The organism is Streptomyces sp. NPDC053750 (assembly GCF_044544295.1).
Taxonomy (GTDB): Bacteria; Actinomycetota; Actinomycetes; order Streptomycetales; family Streptomycetaceae; genus Streptomyces.
This window is the reverse complement of the sequence record NZ_JBITXB010000012.1, coordinates 207,814-223,474: the sequence shown is the minus strand read 5'-3', so window position 1 is coordinate 223,474 and position 15,661 is coordinate 207,814. Positions and strand designations below refer to the sequence as shown.

The window sequence follows — 15,661 nt, the reverse complement described above, 5'->3', positions numbered from 1 at the left end:
TGCAATCGGGTACGGAGCAGGGCCCGGACCGGCCTCGCACGCAGGCGAGGCCGGCACCGGGCCCGTCGGGGTGGGCTAGCGCTGCTTGATCCGCAGGAAGGTGACCGAGTTCGCCGGGAAGGTGTACTTGAACGTGCTCGCCACCCCCGAGAAGGTCGAGGTCACCGGGGTGACCGGCGTGTCCGTCCCGGTGTTGACCGCGTCCTGGTCGGCGGCCAGTGTCGTGACCCGGGCCTTGGAGGCGACCTTGGCGCCGCCGAGGTCCACAGCCGTGCGAGCCGGGGCGTCCTGGGCGTTGACGACCTTGACGATCAGCTCGCCGGTGCGCGCGTCCTCGGTGACGATCTGGCGGAAGGGCTCGGCCGGCTTGTCGTCGGTGAAGCTGCCCCACTCCTTGCCGTCGAGGTAGAGGGTCACCTGGCGGCCCCGCACCTTGATGTCGATGTCGTAGGCGCGGCCCGTCTCGATCGACCCGGCCTTGGACAGGAGCGTCGACTTGCCGCCGTCCGAGGCCTGCTCGACGGCGGACTGGGTGTTGTTCCAGCCGCCAAGGTTCCACCAGTAGTAGTTGCCGGTGTCCTTGACGCCGAAGGCGACTAGGAAGCCCTCCTTGCCGGACTTCTTGGTGGCCTTCACGTGCAGGTCGTAGTTCTGCCAGGCCGGGTCGCCGGCCGTGACCAGGGTGTTCTCGGCTGCGGCGTCCGTCTGGACGTACGCGCCGTCCTGGACGGCCCAGCTGCCGGCGCCGGCGTGGGTCCACTGCGACGCGTCACCGGAGAAGTCGTCGGTCAGCAGGGTCTTCCCGTCGGCCGACGTCACCTTCACGTCGTCGTACGCCGCGCTGGTCGCCCAGGTCGACAGGCCGACGGCGCCGGTGATGGGACCGCTGACGTCCGGGGTGCCGGTCGCCGTCGAGGGGACGACCTGGTCGCCGGTGTTGTTCATGAAGAGCTTCTGGACCTCGTAGTTGGCCGAGTTCCAGGACGCGTGGTTGTTGAACCAGATCATGTCCGGGCTCCACTGCACGTAGTCCTCGTTGGCGAGCAGCGGGGCGTAGGAGGCGAGCTTGACGACGTCCGCGTTGCGCTCCAGGCCGGTCATGAAGGCGGCCTCGGACAGCGCGTTCTTCCAGGCGTTGCCCTGGGAGGCGTACTCGCCGAGGAAGACCTTGGGGCCGTTCCTGTCGTACGAGTCGTAGCGGTCGTTGTTCTGGAGGAACCACTGGGGGCTGTTGTAGTAGTGCTCGTCGACCATCTCGACGCCGGCCTCGCGGTTCAGCTGCCAGGCGGTGTCGAAGGTGGTGCCGGAGTCGTCCGGGCCGGAGTTGGAGACGACGGTGATGTCCGGGTACTCGGCCTCGATCGCGGCACGGAACTCCTTGAAGCGCGCCATGAACTCCCGGGGGAGGTTCTCCTCGTTGCCGACGCCGATGTGGGTGAGGTGGAAGGGCTTCGGGTGGCCCATCTCGGCGCGCTTGGCGCCCCACTCGCTGGTGCGCGGCCCGTTGGCGAACTCGATGAGGTCCAGGGTGTCCTGGATGTGCCGCTTCAGCAGCGCGTCGTCGTCGGTGGCCTTGTTCTGGCCGCAGCCGGTGACCAGGGCGGGCACGACGGGCAGCGGCATGGCGCCGATGTCCTCGGCGAAGCGGAAGTACTCGTAGTAGCCGAGGCCGTAGCTCTGGTTGTAGCCCCAGAAGTTGGCGTTGGTGGCGCGCTGCTCGACCGGGCCGATGGTGTCCTTCCACTGGTAGGACCGCTTGCGCTGCCAGCCGGAGTCCGCGCTGTAGTCCTCCATGGAGCCGGTGTTGACCAGGCAGCCGCCGGGGAAGCGCAGGAAGCCCGGTTTCAGGGCCGCGATCTTCTCGGCGAGGTCCTTGCGCAGGCCGCCCGGCTGACCCTTGTAGGTGTCGCGGGGGAAGAGCGAGACCATGTCGAGGGCGGCCGGTGCGGTGGTGGCCACGGCGAGTCGGCCCCGGTTGCTGGTGCGGGTCGCCGTGAAGGTGGCGGTGTACTTGCGCCACTTCCCCTGCGCGGCCACCTGGCGGACCTTCGCGAGCGGGCCCGCGGCGTCCTGGAGGGTGACGGTGAGGGTGGTGCCGTTCTCGGCGCGGGTCCACACCGAGAAGTCGTACTTCTTGCCCTTCTGCACGGCGATACCGGTGTTGTAGCCGGCGTTGGCGACGGAGGAACCGGCGCCCAGGGAGAGGTAGTTGCGGTTGCGCTCGTGGAGGCGGCCGTCGTCGTTCACCACCTCGGCCGTGCCGTCGGCGGTCCAGGAGGTGAGCGGCGTGTACGAGGCGTTGTCGGCGGTGGAGTACTCGAAGGACCGGTTCTGCACGAGCTCGGCGTACAGGCCGCCGTCGGCGGCCCGGTTGATGTCCTCGTAGAAGACGCCGTACATCGTGTCGTCGATCGCGGCGCCCTCGGCGGTCGGGTCGACGGTGATCGTGTAGTCGGCGGCGGCCTCCGCGTGCACCGGCGACGGCAGCAGGGCCGAGGCGGTCAGGAGGACGGTGACGCTGAGACCGAGTCTCCAGCGGGTGCGTGACATGGCGCGTGACATGGATACTCCGCGGCTCTCGCTAGTCGTTCGAAATATCGGACGTTGGTCAGCACTTCGAACGGCAAGATAGGGAGGGGGTGCGGGCGCGTCAATGGGTCGCGCAGCAACCCGTGGGCCGGGGGCGGAAAGCAGGTGGAAATGGGCGAGTTGTGGCCGGTGCCCGACGTGCTGGCGTATCTCGCGGGCCGGTGGCGCACCGAGCGGTCGGTGCGGGACCTGGCGAGCGGGGCCGAGGGCCGCTTCGAGGGAAGCACGGCGTTCGACGCGCTCCCGGGTGGCGCGCTGCTGAGCCGGGAGTCCGGCGCCTTCACCTGGCAGGGCGTGACCCGCCCCGCCGAGCGCACGCTGCGCTACGAACCGGGGTCCGCGCCGGGCACCGCCGACGTGCGCTTCGCGGACGGCCGGCCCTTCCACGGCCTGGACCTGAGCTCGGGGCACCATGTGGCCGACCACCCGTGCGCCGCCGACCTCTACCGGGGCGAGTTCACCGTCCGGGACGCGGACCACTGGCGGACGGTGTGGCGGGTGGGCGGCCCGGCCAAGGACCTGGTACTCACGACGGACTACCGCCGCGAGTCGCCTGGTTCCTAGGCAGGCGCCCCTTCGAAGCGCAGGTTCCAGCGGCCCGCGCGGCCCGTGACGGTGGTGGTCGACAGGGGGCGGACGTCCAGGTTCCAGTACGTCGCGGGCGGTGCCTTCAGGGCGTACACCAGCGCGGCCCGGATCACCGAGGGCTCGGCCACGGCGACGATGCGGTCGCCGTCCCCGCCGGGCCGGGTGTCGAGCCAGCCGCCGACCCGGGTGATGAAGTCCAGCAGCGACTCCCCGCCGTGCGGGTTGGACCGCGGGTCGGCCAGCCAGGCGTCCACGGCCGCCGGTTCGCGGGCCATGGCCTCGCCCAGCGTCAGCCCGCGCCAGCGTCCCATGTCGCAGTCGCGCAGGGCGAGTTGCATCAGCGACGCGTAGCCCAGGGCGTCCCCGGTGGCGCGGCTGCGAGGGGTGGGCGAGCAGTAGCGCAACTCGGCCCCCGCGAGCGGCAGCAGGTCGCCCGCCGCGCGCAGCACCTCGTCCCAGCCTGCCTGGTCCAGCGGCCGGTCGTCCTCGAAGCGCTCCGCGAGCAGCGGAGAGCTGCGCGCAGCCGCGACGAACGTGACCCGAAGCGCCATGCGGTGATGGTGCTGCGCAAGGGTTCGCAGGTCAAGAGGTGTTACCTGTGGGTCACCCACGGTGCGCCGGGGCTCACCGACCGAAGGCGAACGCCATCCACTGGTCCGGCCGCTCCAGCGCCGCGAAACCGAGCTTCTCGTAGACGCCGTGCGCGTCGTGCGTGGCGAGCAGGATGCGGCGCAGTCCGTACGGCCGCAGGTGCTCGCGCACGGCCGCGACCAGCGCCGTTCCGAGGCCCTTGCCGCGCACCGACGAGTCGACGTACACGTCGCACAGCCAGGCGAAGGTCGCCCGGTCGGTGATCACCCGGGCGTAGGCCACCTGCTGTCCCGTCATCGCCTCGTACACCCCGAAGTTGAGCGAGCCCTCGATCGCCCGGTCCTGCTTCTCGCGGGGCCGTCCGAGAGCCCAGTACGCGTCGGTTGCGAGCCAGTGGTGCACGCGCGCGGCGTCGATCCGGTCCGGGTCGGTGGAGATCTCGTAGCCCTCGGGCAGGCTCGGTGTGTCCGTCATGCGGGGATGCTCGCAGGGCCGCCGGTACCCCGTCGACCGGATAACCGCCCGGCCGCTCGGCCGCCCGCGTCAGCCGCCCCACACCTCGGCACAGGCCGTGCACAGGCGCCGTACGCCTTCCGCGATCTCCCCGACGCCCGCGACCGCCGCGAAGCTCAGCCGGAGGTGGGCGGCCGGGGGTTCGGCGCTGAAGTACGGGCGGCCCGGTGTGATCGCGACGCCCGCGCGCAGGGCCGCCGAGGTGAGGGCGGTCTCGTCGGTGCCGTCGGGCAGGCGCGGCCACAGGTGGTAGCCGCCCGACGGCACGTGGGGCAGCGACAGCTCGGGCAGGTGCAGCCGCAGCGCGGAGGTCATCGCGTCCCGGCGGGCCTTCAACTCCGCGGAGACCGCCCGCAGATGACGTGGCCAGGCGGGTGAGCCGACGAGTTCCAGCGCCGCCTCCTGCAGGGGCCGTGGCACGAAGAAGGTGTCGACGACCTGGATGGCCCGCAGCCGCTCCAGCACCGGCCCGCGTGCTGCCAGGGCGCTGACCCGGAAGCTGGGCGAGGTCGCCTTGGTCAGCGAGCAGACGTGGACGACCACGCCGTCCGGGTCGTCGGCGGCGAGCGGGGCGGGCAGCGGACCCGCGTCCTCGTGCACGAGCCGGCGGACGAAGTCGTCCTCGACGACGAAGGCACCGGCCGCGCGGGCGATGCGCAGCACCTCGCCGCGCCGCTCGGGGGCGAGTACCGCGCCGGTCGGGTTCTGGAACAGGGGCTGGCAGACGAAGACGCGGGCGCCGGTCGCGCGGAAGGCGTCGGCGAGCAGGGCGGGCCGGACTCCGTCCGCGTCCACGGGGACCGGCACCGGGCGCAGGCCGGCCGCCCGTGCGATGGCCAGCATCCCGGGGTACGTCGGTGACTCGACGAGCACGGGGGCGCCGGGCGGGGCGAGGGCACGCAGGGCGGTGGTCAGCGCGGACTGGCCGCCCGCGGTGACCAGCACCTCCGCCGAGGTGATGGCCCCGCCGATGCTGCGCGCGAACCACTCCCGCAGCTCCGGCAGGCCCTCCATCGGCGGCCGGCCCCACGCGCCGGGCCGCCGCCCGGCCCGGGACAGGGCCGCGGCCATCGCCCGTTCCGGTTGCAGCGAGGGATGCAGATAGCCGCCGTTGAACTCCACGACGCCGGGCGGCGGGGCGGCCAGCGAGACGAGGACCCCGGAGGCGTCCACCGAGCGCGGTACGAGGTCGGCGGCGCCGTCGGCGCTCAGCGCGACCTCCTGCCAGGAGGTGTCCCCGGCGGGCACGGCCACGGGCCGCGACTCGGCGCGGAAGGCCCCGGCTCCGGGCCGGGTGACCACCAGCCCCTCGGCGGCCAGCTGCGCCAGGGCGCGGGAGACGGTCACCGGACTCACCCGGAAGCGTTCGACAAGGGCCCGGCTGGACGGGAGCTTTCCTCCGGGTGAGTAGCGGTCGAGCTCCAGCCGGAGCCGGCTCGCCAGGTCAGCAACACTGCTACGCTCTTGCATGAGAGCACAGAGTAGCGCTACCGCATCGTCCGGGATAGCGGTCGGCGGTCCGGTCACGACAGTCGGCGGTCCGTCCTCCGGCACCCTCCAGGCCGGGCTGGGGGTCGTCGCCTTCTCCCTCACCTTCCCCGCCACCGCCTGGGGCCTGGAGGGCTTCGGCCCCTGGACCCTGATCGCCGTGCGCAGCATCCTCGCCGCGGTGATCGCCGGCGGCTGTCTGCTGGCGCTGAGGGTGCCGTTGCCCGAGCGGCGCCACTGGTTCGGGATCGCGGTGGTGGGCGCGGGGGTGGTCCTCGGCTTCCCGTTGCTGACCACGCTCGCCCTGCAGACCTCGACCACCGCGCACGCCGCCGTCGTGGTCGGCCTGCTGCCGCTGACCACCGCGCTGCTGTCCGCCCTGCGCATCGGCACCCGCCCGTCGCGCACCTTCTGGATCGCGGCCCTGGCGGGCGCGGCGGCCGTGCTCGCCTTCACGGTGCAGCAGAGCGGCGGGGCCCTGACCTCGGCCGACGCATATCTCTTCGGGGCGCTGCTGGTGTGCGCGGCCGGCTACACCGAGGGCGGCCGGCTGGCCCGGGTGATGCCGGGCTGGCAGGTCATCGGGTGGGCGCTGGCACTGTGCCTGCCGCTGACGGTGCCGATGGCCGCCGTCGCCCTGTCCTTCGAGCCGGTGCAGCTGACGGCGCACAGCGTGACCGGGCTGCTGTGGGTGGCGGCGGGCTCGCAGTTCCTCGGCCTGGTCGTCTGGTACCGGGGCATGGCGGCCATCGGCATCCCGAAGGCCAGCCAGTTGCAGCTGGCCCAGCCGCTGCTCACACTGGTGTGGTCGGTACTTCTCCTGGGCGAGCACCTGACGGTGGCCGCTCCGCTGACGGCCGCGGCGGTACTGGTGTGCATCGCGGTCACCCAGCGGGCCCGGGGCTGAGCGGCACACAGCGCGGCACACAGGTGAGGAGGCTCACGGATGCACGCAACCAAGGGCGACCAGCTGGTCCAGCACGGCCGGGTGGTCGGTGAGCACGACAAGGTCGGGGAAATCGTCGAAGTCATGGGCGAGAAGGGCGCTCCCCCGTACCGGGTCCGGTTCGAGGATGGGCACGAGGGCGTGTGCTCGCCCGGCCCCGACACCGAGATCCGGCACAAGGAGACCCAGCTGTAGCTCAGCGCGAGGTGTCGGCCGGCCGCGCGTAGTGGTCGGCGGCCACCCGCGCCATCGCTCCGGACCGGTCCTCGGCGACGTCCTTCGCGGAGAAGAAGACGTGCCCGCGCACCTCCGGGTGCCGGTGGGCGAGCGTGAGGTGCCGGGAGAGTTCCGCGGGGTCCTGCCAGGCGGCGGGCTGCGCCGGGTCACCGGCCTTGTACAGCGCCTCGCCCACGTACAGCCGGGTCCGGCTGCCCCTGGCCACCTCGGCCCACCAGGGCAGCAGCTCGGCGTAGTCGGCGGCGGCCAGGCCGATGTTCCAGTACAGCTGCGGCACGATGTAGTCGATCCAGCCCTTGCGGACCCAGGTGCGGGTGTCCGCGTACAGGTCGTCGTACGTCTGCACGCCCGCCCGGGTGTCCGAGCCCCGCTTGTCGGTGGCCGCGTTGCGCCACACCCCGAAGGGGCTGATCCCGAAGCGGGCGGCCGGCCGGATCTTCCTGACGCGAGCCGCCGTCTCCCGCACGAGCAGGTCGATGTTGTTCCGCCGCCAGGCGGCCCTGCTGGAGAAACGTGCGCCGTGGGCGCGGTACGTCCCGGCGTCGTCGAAGCTGTGGCCCGCCACCGGATAGGGGTAGAAGTAGTCGTCGAAGTGGACGCCGTCCACGGCGTACTTCTCCACCGCGTCCATCATCGCGTCCTGGACGAAGGCCCGGACCTCGGGCAGACCCGGGTCGTAGTAGAGCTTCCCGCCGTACGGCACCACCCACGCCGGGTGCTTGCGTGCCGGGTGGGAGGGCACCAGGCGGGCCGGGTCGTCGTGCGTGGCGACGCGGTACGGGTTGAACCAGGCGTGCAGCTGCAGTCCGCGGGCGTGGGCCTCCTTCACCGCCGTGCCCAGCGGGTCCCAGCCCGGGTCGCGGCCCTGGCTGCCGGACAGGTACTGCGACCACGGCTCGTACGCCGACGGCCACAGCGCGTCGGCGGTGGGCCGCACCTGGAAGATCACCGTGTTGAGGCGGCGCCGGACCGCCGTGTCGAGGTGCTCGACCAGCTCCGCGCGCTGTTCGGAGGCCCGCAGCCCCGCGCGGCTGGGCCAGTCGCGGTTGGCGACCGTGGCCAGCCACATGCCCCGCATCTCGGTGACGGCCCGGCGCGAGGGCGGTGGCGCGAGGGGGCCCCGGAGTGCCGACGGGGCCGGTGCACCCGACGGAACCGGTGCCGCCGACGCCCCGGGCGCCATGGTCAACGCCGAGAACGCCGCCACCGCGAAGGCACGGCGCGAGACACGGCCCATGCGAAGACCTCCTGAACGCTGCGGATCCGCGGGGTCACGGATCGTGTACGGCCCCTCAGCATGCCCGACCCTGAGGACGGATCCGTGGCCATTCGGGGGTAACGTGCACGATCGGAGCAGGCGCCGGAAACCCCGGCCTGCTGCGACAGCCGTGGATCAGCGAAAGGGACGATGTGACCGGCATCTCGGGAGATATCACACGCGTCGGCGTGGTGGGCTGCGGTCAGATGGGAGCGGGCATCGCCGAGGTGTGCGCCCGCTCCGGTCTGGAGGTGATGGTCGCCGAGACCACCGGCGAGGCTCTGGAGATCGGCCGCACCCGGCTGTACAACTCGCTGACCAAGGCCGCCGAGCGCGGCAAGATCACCGAGGAGGAGCGGGACGCGACGCAGGCGCGCCTGAGCTTCACCACCGACCTCGGCGAGTTCGCCGACCGTGATCTGGTGATCGAGGCCGTCGTCGAGAACGAGCAGGTCAAGACCGAGATCTTCCAGGTGCTCGACCAGGTCGTGACCCGGCCGGACGCGATCCTGGCCTCCAACACCTCCTCGATCCCGCTGGTGAAGCTGGCGGTCGCCACCTCGCGACCGGACCACGTCATCGGCATCCACTTCTTCAACCCGGCCCCGGTGCAGCAGCTCGTCGAGCTGATCCCGGCGCTCACCACCTCCGAGGGCACGCTGAGCCGGGCCCAGCTGTTCACGGAGAAGGTGCTCGGCAAGCACGCCATCCGCGCCCAGGACCGCTCCGGCTTCGTGGTCAACGCGCTGCTGATTCCCTACCTGCTCTCCGCGATCCGGATGTTCGAGTCGGGCATCGCCAGCCGCGAGGACATCGACAACGGCATGGAGATGGGCTGCGCCCACCCGATGGGTCCGCTGAAGCTGGCCGACCTGATCGGCCTGGACACGGTCGCCTCCGTCGCGTACTCGATGTACGAGGAGTACAAGGAGCCGCTGTACGCCGCTCCCCCGCTGCTCCAGCGCATGGTCGACGCGGGCCGGCTGGGCCGCAAGACGGGGTCGGGCTTCTACACGTACGGCTGACGCACCCGACTGCGCACTGAGGCGCCGGCCCCGTCGGACCGGCGCCCGACCGTTCAGAGCAGCTCGGCGAGCGGCTCCACCGTCTCCCAGTGGCTGAGGTACTCCGTCGCCGCGTGGGGGTCGAAGTCGCGGTTGCCGACCCGCCGGGTGCGTTCGAGCACGGCATCGTCCTTGGGGAAGAGCTTGTGCAGCCTCAGCGTGGCGACGATGAAGTCGTCGCGGTCGGCAACGTTCACCCAGCGCTTGAGGTGGGCCGGTGAGCGCAGCGGCTGCGGGCGCAGCCGCCCGCGGATGATCGAGCGCAGCCCGAGAGGCGATCCGAAGGTGACCAGCAGCGGCAGCGGCTGGTCGAGCCGGTGCAGCGCCTCGTAGGCGACGACGGTGCCGAGCGAGTGGGCCACAACGGCCTTGGTGTCGGGGGTCACTCGGGACAGCACGGCCTCGATGGCGCCTTCCCGGACCCGCTCGTCGTCCAGGTAAGCGGCCACCTGCCCGAGGTGGAACGCTCCGGTGCTGCACAGCGCGGCGAACCCGGAGCGGGCGATGGGGCCGAGCCCTCCCATGATCGACACGAGCATGCGCAGCGGCTCCAACGGCCCCTGTTCGGGGCCGACCTCGACGGTCAGCTCCTCCAGCGCGTCGGCGGCCTCGTCCCTGTCGTCGGGATCGGAGGCGTGTCGGCGGATGTTGTCGACGATGTCCACGGCGACCTCCTCGCCGGTGGCCGCGATCGGGGCGGGCAGCCGTACGTCGAAGTCGCCGCGGGGCGCATAGTCCTGGTACAGGTGGCGGTAGTAGGCCATGTCGACCGTCACCGCCCCGCCCTCGATGCGGTCGGCCGCCTCGGCGCGGCCGTTGTCCCGCAGCGTGCGCGCGAGGGTCCGCGTCCAGTCCTCCCGCAGCCGCTGCTCGGTCTCGTACTCGGGTCCGATGCCGTGCACCATGACCAGCTCTGCCATGCGTCTCCCCGTCGCCCGTGCTGTCGTCGTTCGCCACCCCAACGCGTGGGACCTGGGCGGTGGTTCCCCGTGCCCGGGCACAGCCATAATGCGCGCATGACAGCTGCGCGCAGATCTCTTGTGGTCGCGTCCCACTGGGACGTCCGCGAGCGGAAGGAGGAGGACCGGCTGGTCCGACTGGAGCCGTACGCACACGAGTTGACGGAGCTGTTACTGGACCCGAAGCGTGGTTCGTTCGCTCCCGCGCACGGTGACGGGCTGCTGCTGAACCCGCGGACGGTGTCCGAGGTGACCGATGCCGTGGAGGAGGCGTTCCGGGAGGCGCAGGCGGCGCGTGCCTCCCTGCTGCTCGGGTTCCTCGGCCACGGGTTTCACCTCCACGGGGGCGATTTCCTCTTCCCGATCAGCTCCACACCGGCCGCGCCCGGCCCGGAGACGGCCTTCGACCTGCCCGGCGAGGTCGGCCGGATGACCAAGCGGTACGGGGGCGTGCCGGAGCTGACCCTGGTGGTCGACGGGTGCTTCTCCGGCCACGCCCTCCTGGCCGCGGCCGAGGGCTGGCTCGGCTCCGCCATGCAGGCCGGCCGCACGGTCGAGGTGCTGACCTCCTCCAACGACCGGGTCTCCTACGACCTGCAGTTCTCGCGGATGCTCACCCGACTCGTCCGCCACGGGGACATCCGGCTCGACCCGTTCCTGGAGACGAAGGCGGTACGCCTGAGGGTCCAGACGCTGCTCCGGCGTCAGATTCCGCAGGCGGTCTCGTTCGACGGGGGCAAGGGCGCGCGCCAGGCAGCCCCGTCGACGGCGTGGATCGCCCGCAACGTGGCGCACGACCAAAAGCTGAGCGTGCTGGCCGGTTCTCCCGACCAACAGGTTCTGGTGCCCGCCCTGCGCCACTTCCAGCCGCCCGCGGAACTGGCCCGGATCGCCCGGCTCGTCCGCCTGAACCGGCTCGTGGCCGTGGTCGGCGCCATGGGCACGGGCAAGACGACGATCGCCACCGCGCTCGCCCGTCCCGAGCTGCTGCCCGAGGGCGAGGCGGACACCGCCGCGACGGTGTGCGCCGTCGTGCGGCTCAGCGACGCCGCGTGGACGTCCGGGACGGCCGTCCAGCAGATGGCCCGTCAGCTCCGCAGGTACCTGCCGGGTTTCGACACCGCGCGTACGGCGTACCGGGCACGGGTCCCCCAGGCGCAGCGCACGCTGCTGCCGAGCACGGTCGCGGAGGTGGCAGGGCCGCTCGGCCTGATGGAGGCGCGTGAGCCGGTGCGCGTGGTCGTGGACGGCCTCGACCAGGTGAAGGACGCCACGAGCCGCGCCGCGCTGTTCACGGAGCTCACGGCGCTGCGGGAGGCGGCACCGGAGTGGTTCGGCGTGGTGACCACGGTCCAGGAGTGGGTGGCGCTGCCCGAGGACTGGCAGCAGCTGCCGGTCCCGGTGCCCGACGACCGGAACATGCGCGCCTATCTTCGGGCCCGACGGGTACCGGAGGACGCCCAGCAGGTGATCCTCGCCCGGCGGGACGGGAACTGGCAGATCACGAAGGTCCTGGCCGATGCCGGCCCGTCCGAGTCGTCCGAGGTCGCTGAGGGACTGGCGGACGCCTACGACAGGACGCTGGTCCCGCTTCGCGACCAGGCCTCCTCGCACGGCGCCTCCGCCTGGCTCGACCCGGTCCTGCTCGTCGTCGCCGCCTCCGGCCCCGGCATGACCCTGCCCCGGCCCCTGCTCTCCCGGGCTGCCGGGGAACTGGGCGGCCCGGCCGACGAGGAGGCGGTCGGCCTGGTGCTGCGTCTCCTCGACGGCCTCATGGTCCGCTCGCCCGACCCGTCGGGCACCGAACTGCTCGGCGTGTACCACCCGTCCCTCCTCGAGTACGTGGCGCAGGAGCAGGACCTGGTGGAGGGGCATCGCGCGCTCTGCGACGCGCTGGAGATCATGGCTCCCATGGAACAGCACACGCCCGACGACCCTCTGCACCGCTACGCCGAGCAGGCCGAGCCCGAGCACCTGTGGCAGGCGGCTCTCGCCGCGCCCGACGAGGACGCCGCCGCGGCGCTGTACGAGCGGCTCCTGGCGAGCCTGGAGCTGCGCGCCGCACCGGAGGCGACGGTGAACCGGGCCCGCTGGGCGAGCTGGGCCGAGCGCCTCGGGGAGCACCTCGGCGCGGACGCGCCGGCGACCCTGCGCGCCCGGGCCCGCACGGCGTACTGGACGAGCAAGTCCGGGGCGTACGGGCGGGCCCGCGAGCTGTACCGCGAGCTGCTGCCGGACCAGCTGCGGGTGCTCGACGCGGACGATCCCGAGCTGCTCGAGACCCGCTCCCGCATCGCCTACGCGACCGGCGAGACGGGTGACTTCGCCGAGGCCGTGGCCCTGCACCGGGAGGTGCTCACCGACCAGGAGCGTCTCCTCGGCCCCGACGACCCGCGCACCCTGGACACCCGGCACCACATCGCGTACTGGACGGGGCGCGGCGGTGCCCGGGAGGAGGGGCTGCGGCTGCACGAGGAGCTGCTGCCCGACCTGGAACGCGCGCTGAGCCCGACGCACGTGGCCGTCCTGGAGGAGCGGCACTACATCGCCTACTGGCACGGCATGCTGGGCCGCTACGACCAGGCCCTGGAGCTGCACGCCGAGCTCCTGCGGGACCGGATCGAGGCGTTCGGCGAGGAGCACGAGCAGGTGGTGTTCAGCCGGATGAACATCTGCAAGTTCCTGGGCGAGTCGGGGCGACTCCAGGAGGCGCTCGACGGCTACGCCGAGCTGCTGCCGCTCGTCACCCGGCTCCGCGGCGCGTACCACCCGAACACCTTCCTGGTCCGGCTGAACACCGCGCGGTTCACATGGGAGCTGGGTGACGCCGCGGGCGCGCTGCCACTGCACGAGGAGGTGCTCCGCGACCAGCGGGAGGTACTCGGCGACACCCACCCGGCCGTCATGATCACCCGCTACAACATCGCCCTGCTGAAGGCCGAGCTCGGAGACCCGGTCACGGCACTCGCCGAACTGGACGTCCTGCTGGAGCAGCGGCTCGCGCGCTACGCCAACCCCGAGCACCCGGAGGTCATCACGACGAGGTTCGGCCGGGCCCGGACGCTGGCGCGGCTGGGGGAGGTCGAGTCGGCGGTGGCCCTGCTCCGCGAGGTCGTCGCCGACCGTGCACGGGTCCTCGGCGAGGAGCACCGGGACACGCACGAGGCGCGAAAGGAACTGGACGGACTGCTGGGCGGCTGACCGGGCGGAACGCGTCAGGCGCCGTCACCGGGGCGGGGTGGGCTGTCCTGCCCGAGCCTGAGGTGGTGCAGCAGCAGTAACGCGGCCGCCATGTTGGCGGCCGGGACCTCTCCGCGGGCGACCAGGTCGGGGACGAGCTTGAGGGGGACCCACTCCCGGCGGTCCGACTCGAAGTCGTCCACGGGGTGTCCGACGTACGTGCCCTGCTCGGCCCAGTAGATGTGGTGCCGGGCGTCGGTGAGTCCGTTGGACGGCTCCACGGTCATCAGGTGGTGCAGCGGTCCCGGCCGCCAGCCGGTCTCCTCCTCCAGTTCCCTGGCCGCCGCCGTCGCGACGTCCTCGCCGTCCTCGACGACACCGGCCGCGAGTTCCCAGCCCCAGCTGTCGGTGATGAAGCGGTGCCGCCACAGCAGGAGGACCTCGCCCGCCTCGTTCACGACCGTGGCCACGGCGACGGGGCGCATCCGTATGAGGAAGTGGTCGAGGTGCCGCCCGTCCGGTAGCTCGACGTCGGCGAGATTGACGCTGAACCAGCGATTTGAGTACACATTTTGTTCGTTCTGTTTGGTCCACTGCACGGTTCTGCCACCCTTCTTTGAGTAGGTGGCAATATCGCAGCAGGAGCGGCCCGACAGCAGGCGCACGACGGCCGCTCGTGGAGCAGCGACGGCGCAGTGTCCCCGGAGGGACGGGCGGGCTAGAGCGGTACGCGCAGGGCCCCGTCGATGAGTTCGGCGGCCTCGGCCGTGCCCGCGCACCCGCTGCGCACCAGGTGCTCGCGTACCGCGCGGAGTCTGTCCCGCAGCCGCTGCGACTCCATTCCCCGGGCCTGTTCGGCCATCTGCACCGCGGTGGCGACCGCCTTGTCGGCGTTGCCGCGGCGCAGTTCGATCGTGCTGAGCATGGCGAGCCGGTGCACGCGGCCCCGGTCGTGCGCGGGGGTGTCGACGGCCGCCGCGGCGTGCTCCCCGGCCGCCGCGAGTTCGCCGAGGCTGAGCAGCGCCTCGGCCACCTGGACGTTGACCAGGCCGGGCTGGACGTAGCCGGTCTCGTCGGGTTCGTATCCGCGCCGGATGCGTTCGGCGGCCTGCTCGGCCCGGCGGATGCAGGACAGGGCGCTCGTGCCGTCGCCGAGGTGGGCGTACGCCTTCGCCTGCATCGCGTACAGATCGGAGGCGAGCGCCGGGGTGATGTGCCGGCCGGCGGTGCGCAGCGCGGCCTCGGCGAAGGCGACGGCCTGGCGGTACTCCCGCAGGAACAGCGCCTGGTTGACCAGCAGCGCGATGACGTAGGCGCCCAGTCCCCGGTCGCCGCTGGCCTTCGCGAGTCTGAGCGCCTGGTGGAAGTAGCGCTGGGCGAGGCCGTGCGCGTCGGAGTCGTACGCGCAGATGCCGGCGACGGCCACCAGGCCGCCGGTGGCCCGGTGGAGCTGGCGTCCGGTGGCGTCCGTGTAGCCGCCGCGCAGCAGCGGGGCGGCCTCGGAGTTGAGGAAACCGACGATGCGCACGCGCGTCGCGATGCCGCCGGCCTTGCGGTACATCTGCTCGTAGTGGGTGCGCGCGCACCGGAGGAGCTCCAGGTCGGCCGGGGTGACCCGATGCCGGCCGCCGCGGGAGACGTCCACGTCCTCGGGCGGGTTCTCCCACTCCCACACCGGCATCACGGCCGGCGTGCCGGTGAGCGCGGGGGCGCCCAGGATGTGCGGTCGCCGTTGCTGGTCGGAGCGCCACAGGGCGGTCGCGCGTTCGACGAACCCGGACAGTGAGCCGCTGTGCGGGGCGGCCGGTTCGCCGGACACGCCGAGGCCGATGTCGTCGAGGGTGACGGGCCGGTGCAGCCGGTGGGCGAGGACCTCGCAGATCAGGTCGGGCACCTGGCCGCGGGGGCGCTGCCCCTTCAACCACCGGGCGACGGCGGTGTGTTCGTACCTGAGCGAGAGCCCCCGTCGGCGGCCCGCCTGATTGACGTGCGCGGCCAGTCCCGCGTGCGAGATCCCGGCCTCGTCGAGGATCGCGTCGAGCAGGGTGTTGGGCTGCATGGGTGCCCCCCGGTGACTCGGTGCCGACAGCGTAGTGCGTCGGTCTTCACACGGGGTGTGAACGAAGTACGCGCTTCCGTATCGTGTGCGCGCTGTCGCGGAGAGTTCCGGGCCGGTTGACTGAACTGCCTCGAAAGAGGCCGGCCGGGCCGCCGGCTCCCCCTCGTACAGTGCGGCGGCCCGTTCCAC

The 15,661-nt window shown here is 72.3% G+C and carries 13 protein-coding genes; 5 read left to right on the top strand and 8 right to left on the bottom strand.

Translation table 11 applies throughout. The annotated features are described in order from the left end of the window. Nucleotides 1-75: 75 nt before the first annotated feature. On the bottom strand, nt 76-2,562 hold the full coding sequence (locus ACIGO6_RS29925; RefSeq protein WP_399881753.1) for an alpha-L-arabinofuranosidase C-terminal domain-containing protein: 2,487 nt from the start codon (nt 2,560-2,562) through the stop codon (nt 76-78). A gap of 138 nt (nt 2,563-2,700) precedes the next feature. On the opposite strand from ACIGO6_RS29925, the gene ACIGO6_RS29920 reads away from it, so the two are divergent. Further along, on the top strand, nt 2,701-3,153 hold the full coding sequence (locus ACIGO6_RS29920; RefSeq protein ID WP_399881751.1) for a DUF6314 family protein: 453 nt from the start codon (nt 2,701-2,703) through the stop codon (nt 3,151-3,153). Here ACIGO6_RS29920 and ACIGO6_RS29915 read toward each other — a convergent pair. The 3 genes from ACIGO6_RS29915 to ACIGO6_RS29905 all read right to left on the bottom strand — a co-directional run bounded on the left by ACIGO6_RS29915 (nt 3,150) and on the right by ACIGO6_RS29905 (nt 5,751). Continuing rightward, nucleotides 3,150-3,728: a histidine phosphatase family protein gene (locus ACIGO6_RS29915; protein ID WP_399881749.1), complete on the bottom strand. Its 579-nt coding sequence runs from the start codon at nt 3,726-3,728 to the stop codon at nt 3,150-3,152. The two genes, ACIGO6_RS29920 and ACIGO6_RS29915, sit on opposite strands and share 4 nt — an antisense overlap. 73 nt (nt 3,729-3,801) lie before the next feature. Further along, nucleotides 3,802-4,242, bottom strand: coding sequence for a GNAT family N-acetyltransferase (locus tag ACIGO6_RS29910; protein WP_399881747.1), 441 nt, complete (start codon nt 4,240-4,242; stop codon nt 3,802-3,804). A gap of 69 nt (nt 4,243-4,311) precedes the next feature. Continuing rightward, nucleotides 4,312-5,751, bottom strand: a complete 1,440-nt coding sequence (locus ACIGO6_RS29905) for a PLP-dependent aminotransferase family protein (RefSeq protein WP_399881745.1) — start codon at nt 5,749-5,751, stop codon at nt 4,312-4,314. On the opposite strand from ACIGO6_RS29905, the gene ACIGO6_RS29900 reads away from it, so the two are divergent. Beyond that, nucleotides 5,750-6,676, top strand: coding sequence for a DMT family transporter (locus tag ACIGO6_RS29900; RefSeq protein WP_399881743.1), 927 nt, complete (start codon nt 5,750-5,752; stop codon nt 6,674-6,676). The two genes, ACIGO6_RS29905 and ACIGO6_RS29900, sit on opposite strands and share 2 nt — an antisense overlap. A gap of 39 nt (nt 6,677-6,715) precedes the next feature. Next, the gene (locus tag ACIGO6_RS29895) at nt 6,716-6,910 is read left to right on the top strand and encodes a DUF1918 domain-containing protein (RefSeq protein ID WP_399881741.1); all 195 of its coding nucleotides are present in this window, start codon (nt 6,716-6,718) and stop codon (nt 6,908-6,910) included. Nucleotide 6,911: 1 nt separating this feature from the next. Here ACIGO6_RS29895 and ACIGO6_RS29890 read toward each other — a convergent pair whose 3' ends face one another. After that, nucleotides 6,912-8,189, bottom strand: coding sequence for a glycoside hydrolase family 10 protein (locus ACIGO6_RS29890; RefSeq protein WP_399881739.1), 1,278 nt, complete (start codon nt 8,187-8,189; stop codon nt 6,912-6,914). Between the two features lie 173 nt (nt 8,190-8,362). Here ACIGO6_RS29890 and ACIGO6_RS29885 point away from each other — a divergent pair, with 173 nt between their 5' ends. Further along, on the top strand, nt 8,363-9,235 hold the full coding sequence (locus ACIGO6_RS29885) for a 3-hydroxybutyryl-CoA dehydrogenase (protein ID WP_399881737.1): 873 nt from the start codon (nt 8,363-8,365) through the stop codon (nt 9,233-9,235). A gap of 53 nt (nt 9,236-9,288) precedes the next feature. On the opposite strand, the gene ACIGO6_RS29880 is transcribed toward ACIGO6_RS29885, so the two are convergent. Beyond that, nucleotides 9,289-10,194 carry a hypothetical protein gene (locus ACIGO6_RS29880; protein WP_399881735.1) on the bottom strand — a complete coding sequence of 302 codons (906 nt, stop codon included), beginning with the start codon at nt 10,192-10,194 and terminating at the stop codon, nt 9,289-9,291. A gap of 96 nt (nt 10,195-10,290) precedes the next feature. Here ACIGO6_RS29880 and ACIGO6_RS29875 point away from each other — a divergent pair, with 96 nt between their 5' ends. Then, complete coding sequence (locus ACIGO6_RS29875; RefSeq protein WP_399881733.1) at nt 10,291-13,434, top strand: tetratricopeptide repeat protein; 3,144 nt, start codon at nt 10,291-10,293, stop codon at nt 13,432-13,434. 14 nt (nt 13,435-13,448) lie between these two features. On the opposite strand, the gene ACIGO6_RS29870 is transcribed toward ACIGO6_RS29875, so the two are convergent. Together ACIGO6_RS29870 and ACIGO6_RS29865 are read right to left on the bottom strand one after the other, a co-directional pair. Beyond that, nucleotides 13,449-14,012, bottom strand: coding sequence for an NUDIX hydrolase (locus ACIGO6_RS29870; RefSeq protein ID WP_399881731.1), 564 nt, complete (start codon nt 14,010-14,012; stop codon nt 13,449-13,451). Nucleotides 14,013-14,131: 119 nt separating this feature from the next. After that, the gene (locus ACIGO6_RS29865; RefSeq protein WP_399881729.1) at nt 14,132-15,472 is read right to left on the bottom strand and encodes a transcriptional regulator; all 1,341 of its coding nucleotides are present in this window, start codon (nt 15,470-15,472) and stop codon (nt 14,132-14,134) included. Between the last annotated feature and the right edge of the window lie 189 nt (nt 15,473-15,661).

Excerpts from the sequence above, each read along its gene's own strand:
- ACIGO6_RS29875 (WP_399881733.1), top strand. The coding sequence starts at position 10,291 with ATGACAGCTGCGCGCAGATCTCTTGTGGTCGCGTCCCACTGGGACGTC.
- ACIGO6_RS29905 (WP_399881745.1), bottom strand. The coding sequence starts at position 5,751 with ATGCAAGAGCGTAGCAGTGTTGCTGACCTGGCGAGCCGGCTCCGGCTG.
- ACIGO6_RS29910 (WP_399881747.1), bottom strand. The coding sequence starts at position 4,242 with ATGACGGACACACCGAGCCTGCCCGAGGGCTACGAGATCTCCACCGAC.
- ACIGO6_RS29900 (WP_399881743.1), top strand. The coding sequence starts at position 5,750 with ATGAGAGCACAGAGTAGCGCTACCGCATCGTCCGGGATAGCGGTCGGC.
- ACIGO6_RS29890 (WP_399881739.1), bottom strand. The coding sequence starts at position 8,189 with ATGGGCCGTGTCTCGCGCCGTGCCTTCGCGGTGGCGGCGTTCTCGGCG.
- ACIGO6_RS29895 (WP_399881741.1), top strand. The coding sequence starts at position 6,716 with ATGCACGCAACCAAGGGCGACCAGCTGGTCCAGCACGGCCGGGTGGTC.
- ACIGO6_RS29920 (WP_399881751.1), top strand. The coding sequence starts at position 2,701 with ATGGGCGAGTTGTGGCCGGTGCCCGACGTGCTGGCGTATCTCGCGGGC.
- ACIGO6_RS29925 (WP_399881753.1), bottom strand. The coding sequence starts at position 2,562 with ATGTCACGCGCCATGTCACGCACCCGCTGGAGACTCGGTCTCAGCGTC.
- ACIGO6_RS29865 (WP_399881729.1), bottom strand. The coding sequence starts at position 15,472 with ATGCAGCCCAACACCCTGCTCGACGCGATCCTCGACGAGGCCGGGATC.
- ACIGO6_RS29880 (WP_399881735.1), bottom strand. The coding sequence starts at position 10,194 with ATGGCAGAGCTGGTCATGGTGCACGGCATCGGACCCGAGTACGAGACC.
- ACIGO6_RS29915 (WP_399881749.1), bottom strand. The coding sequence starts at position 3,728 with ATGGCGCTTCGGGTCACGTTCGTCGCGGCTGCGCGCAGCTCTCCGCTG.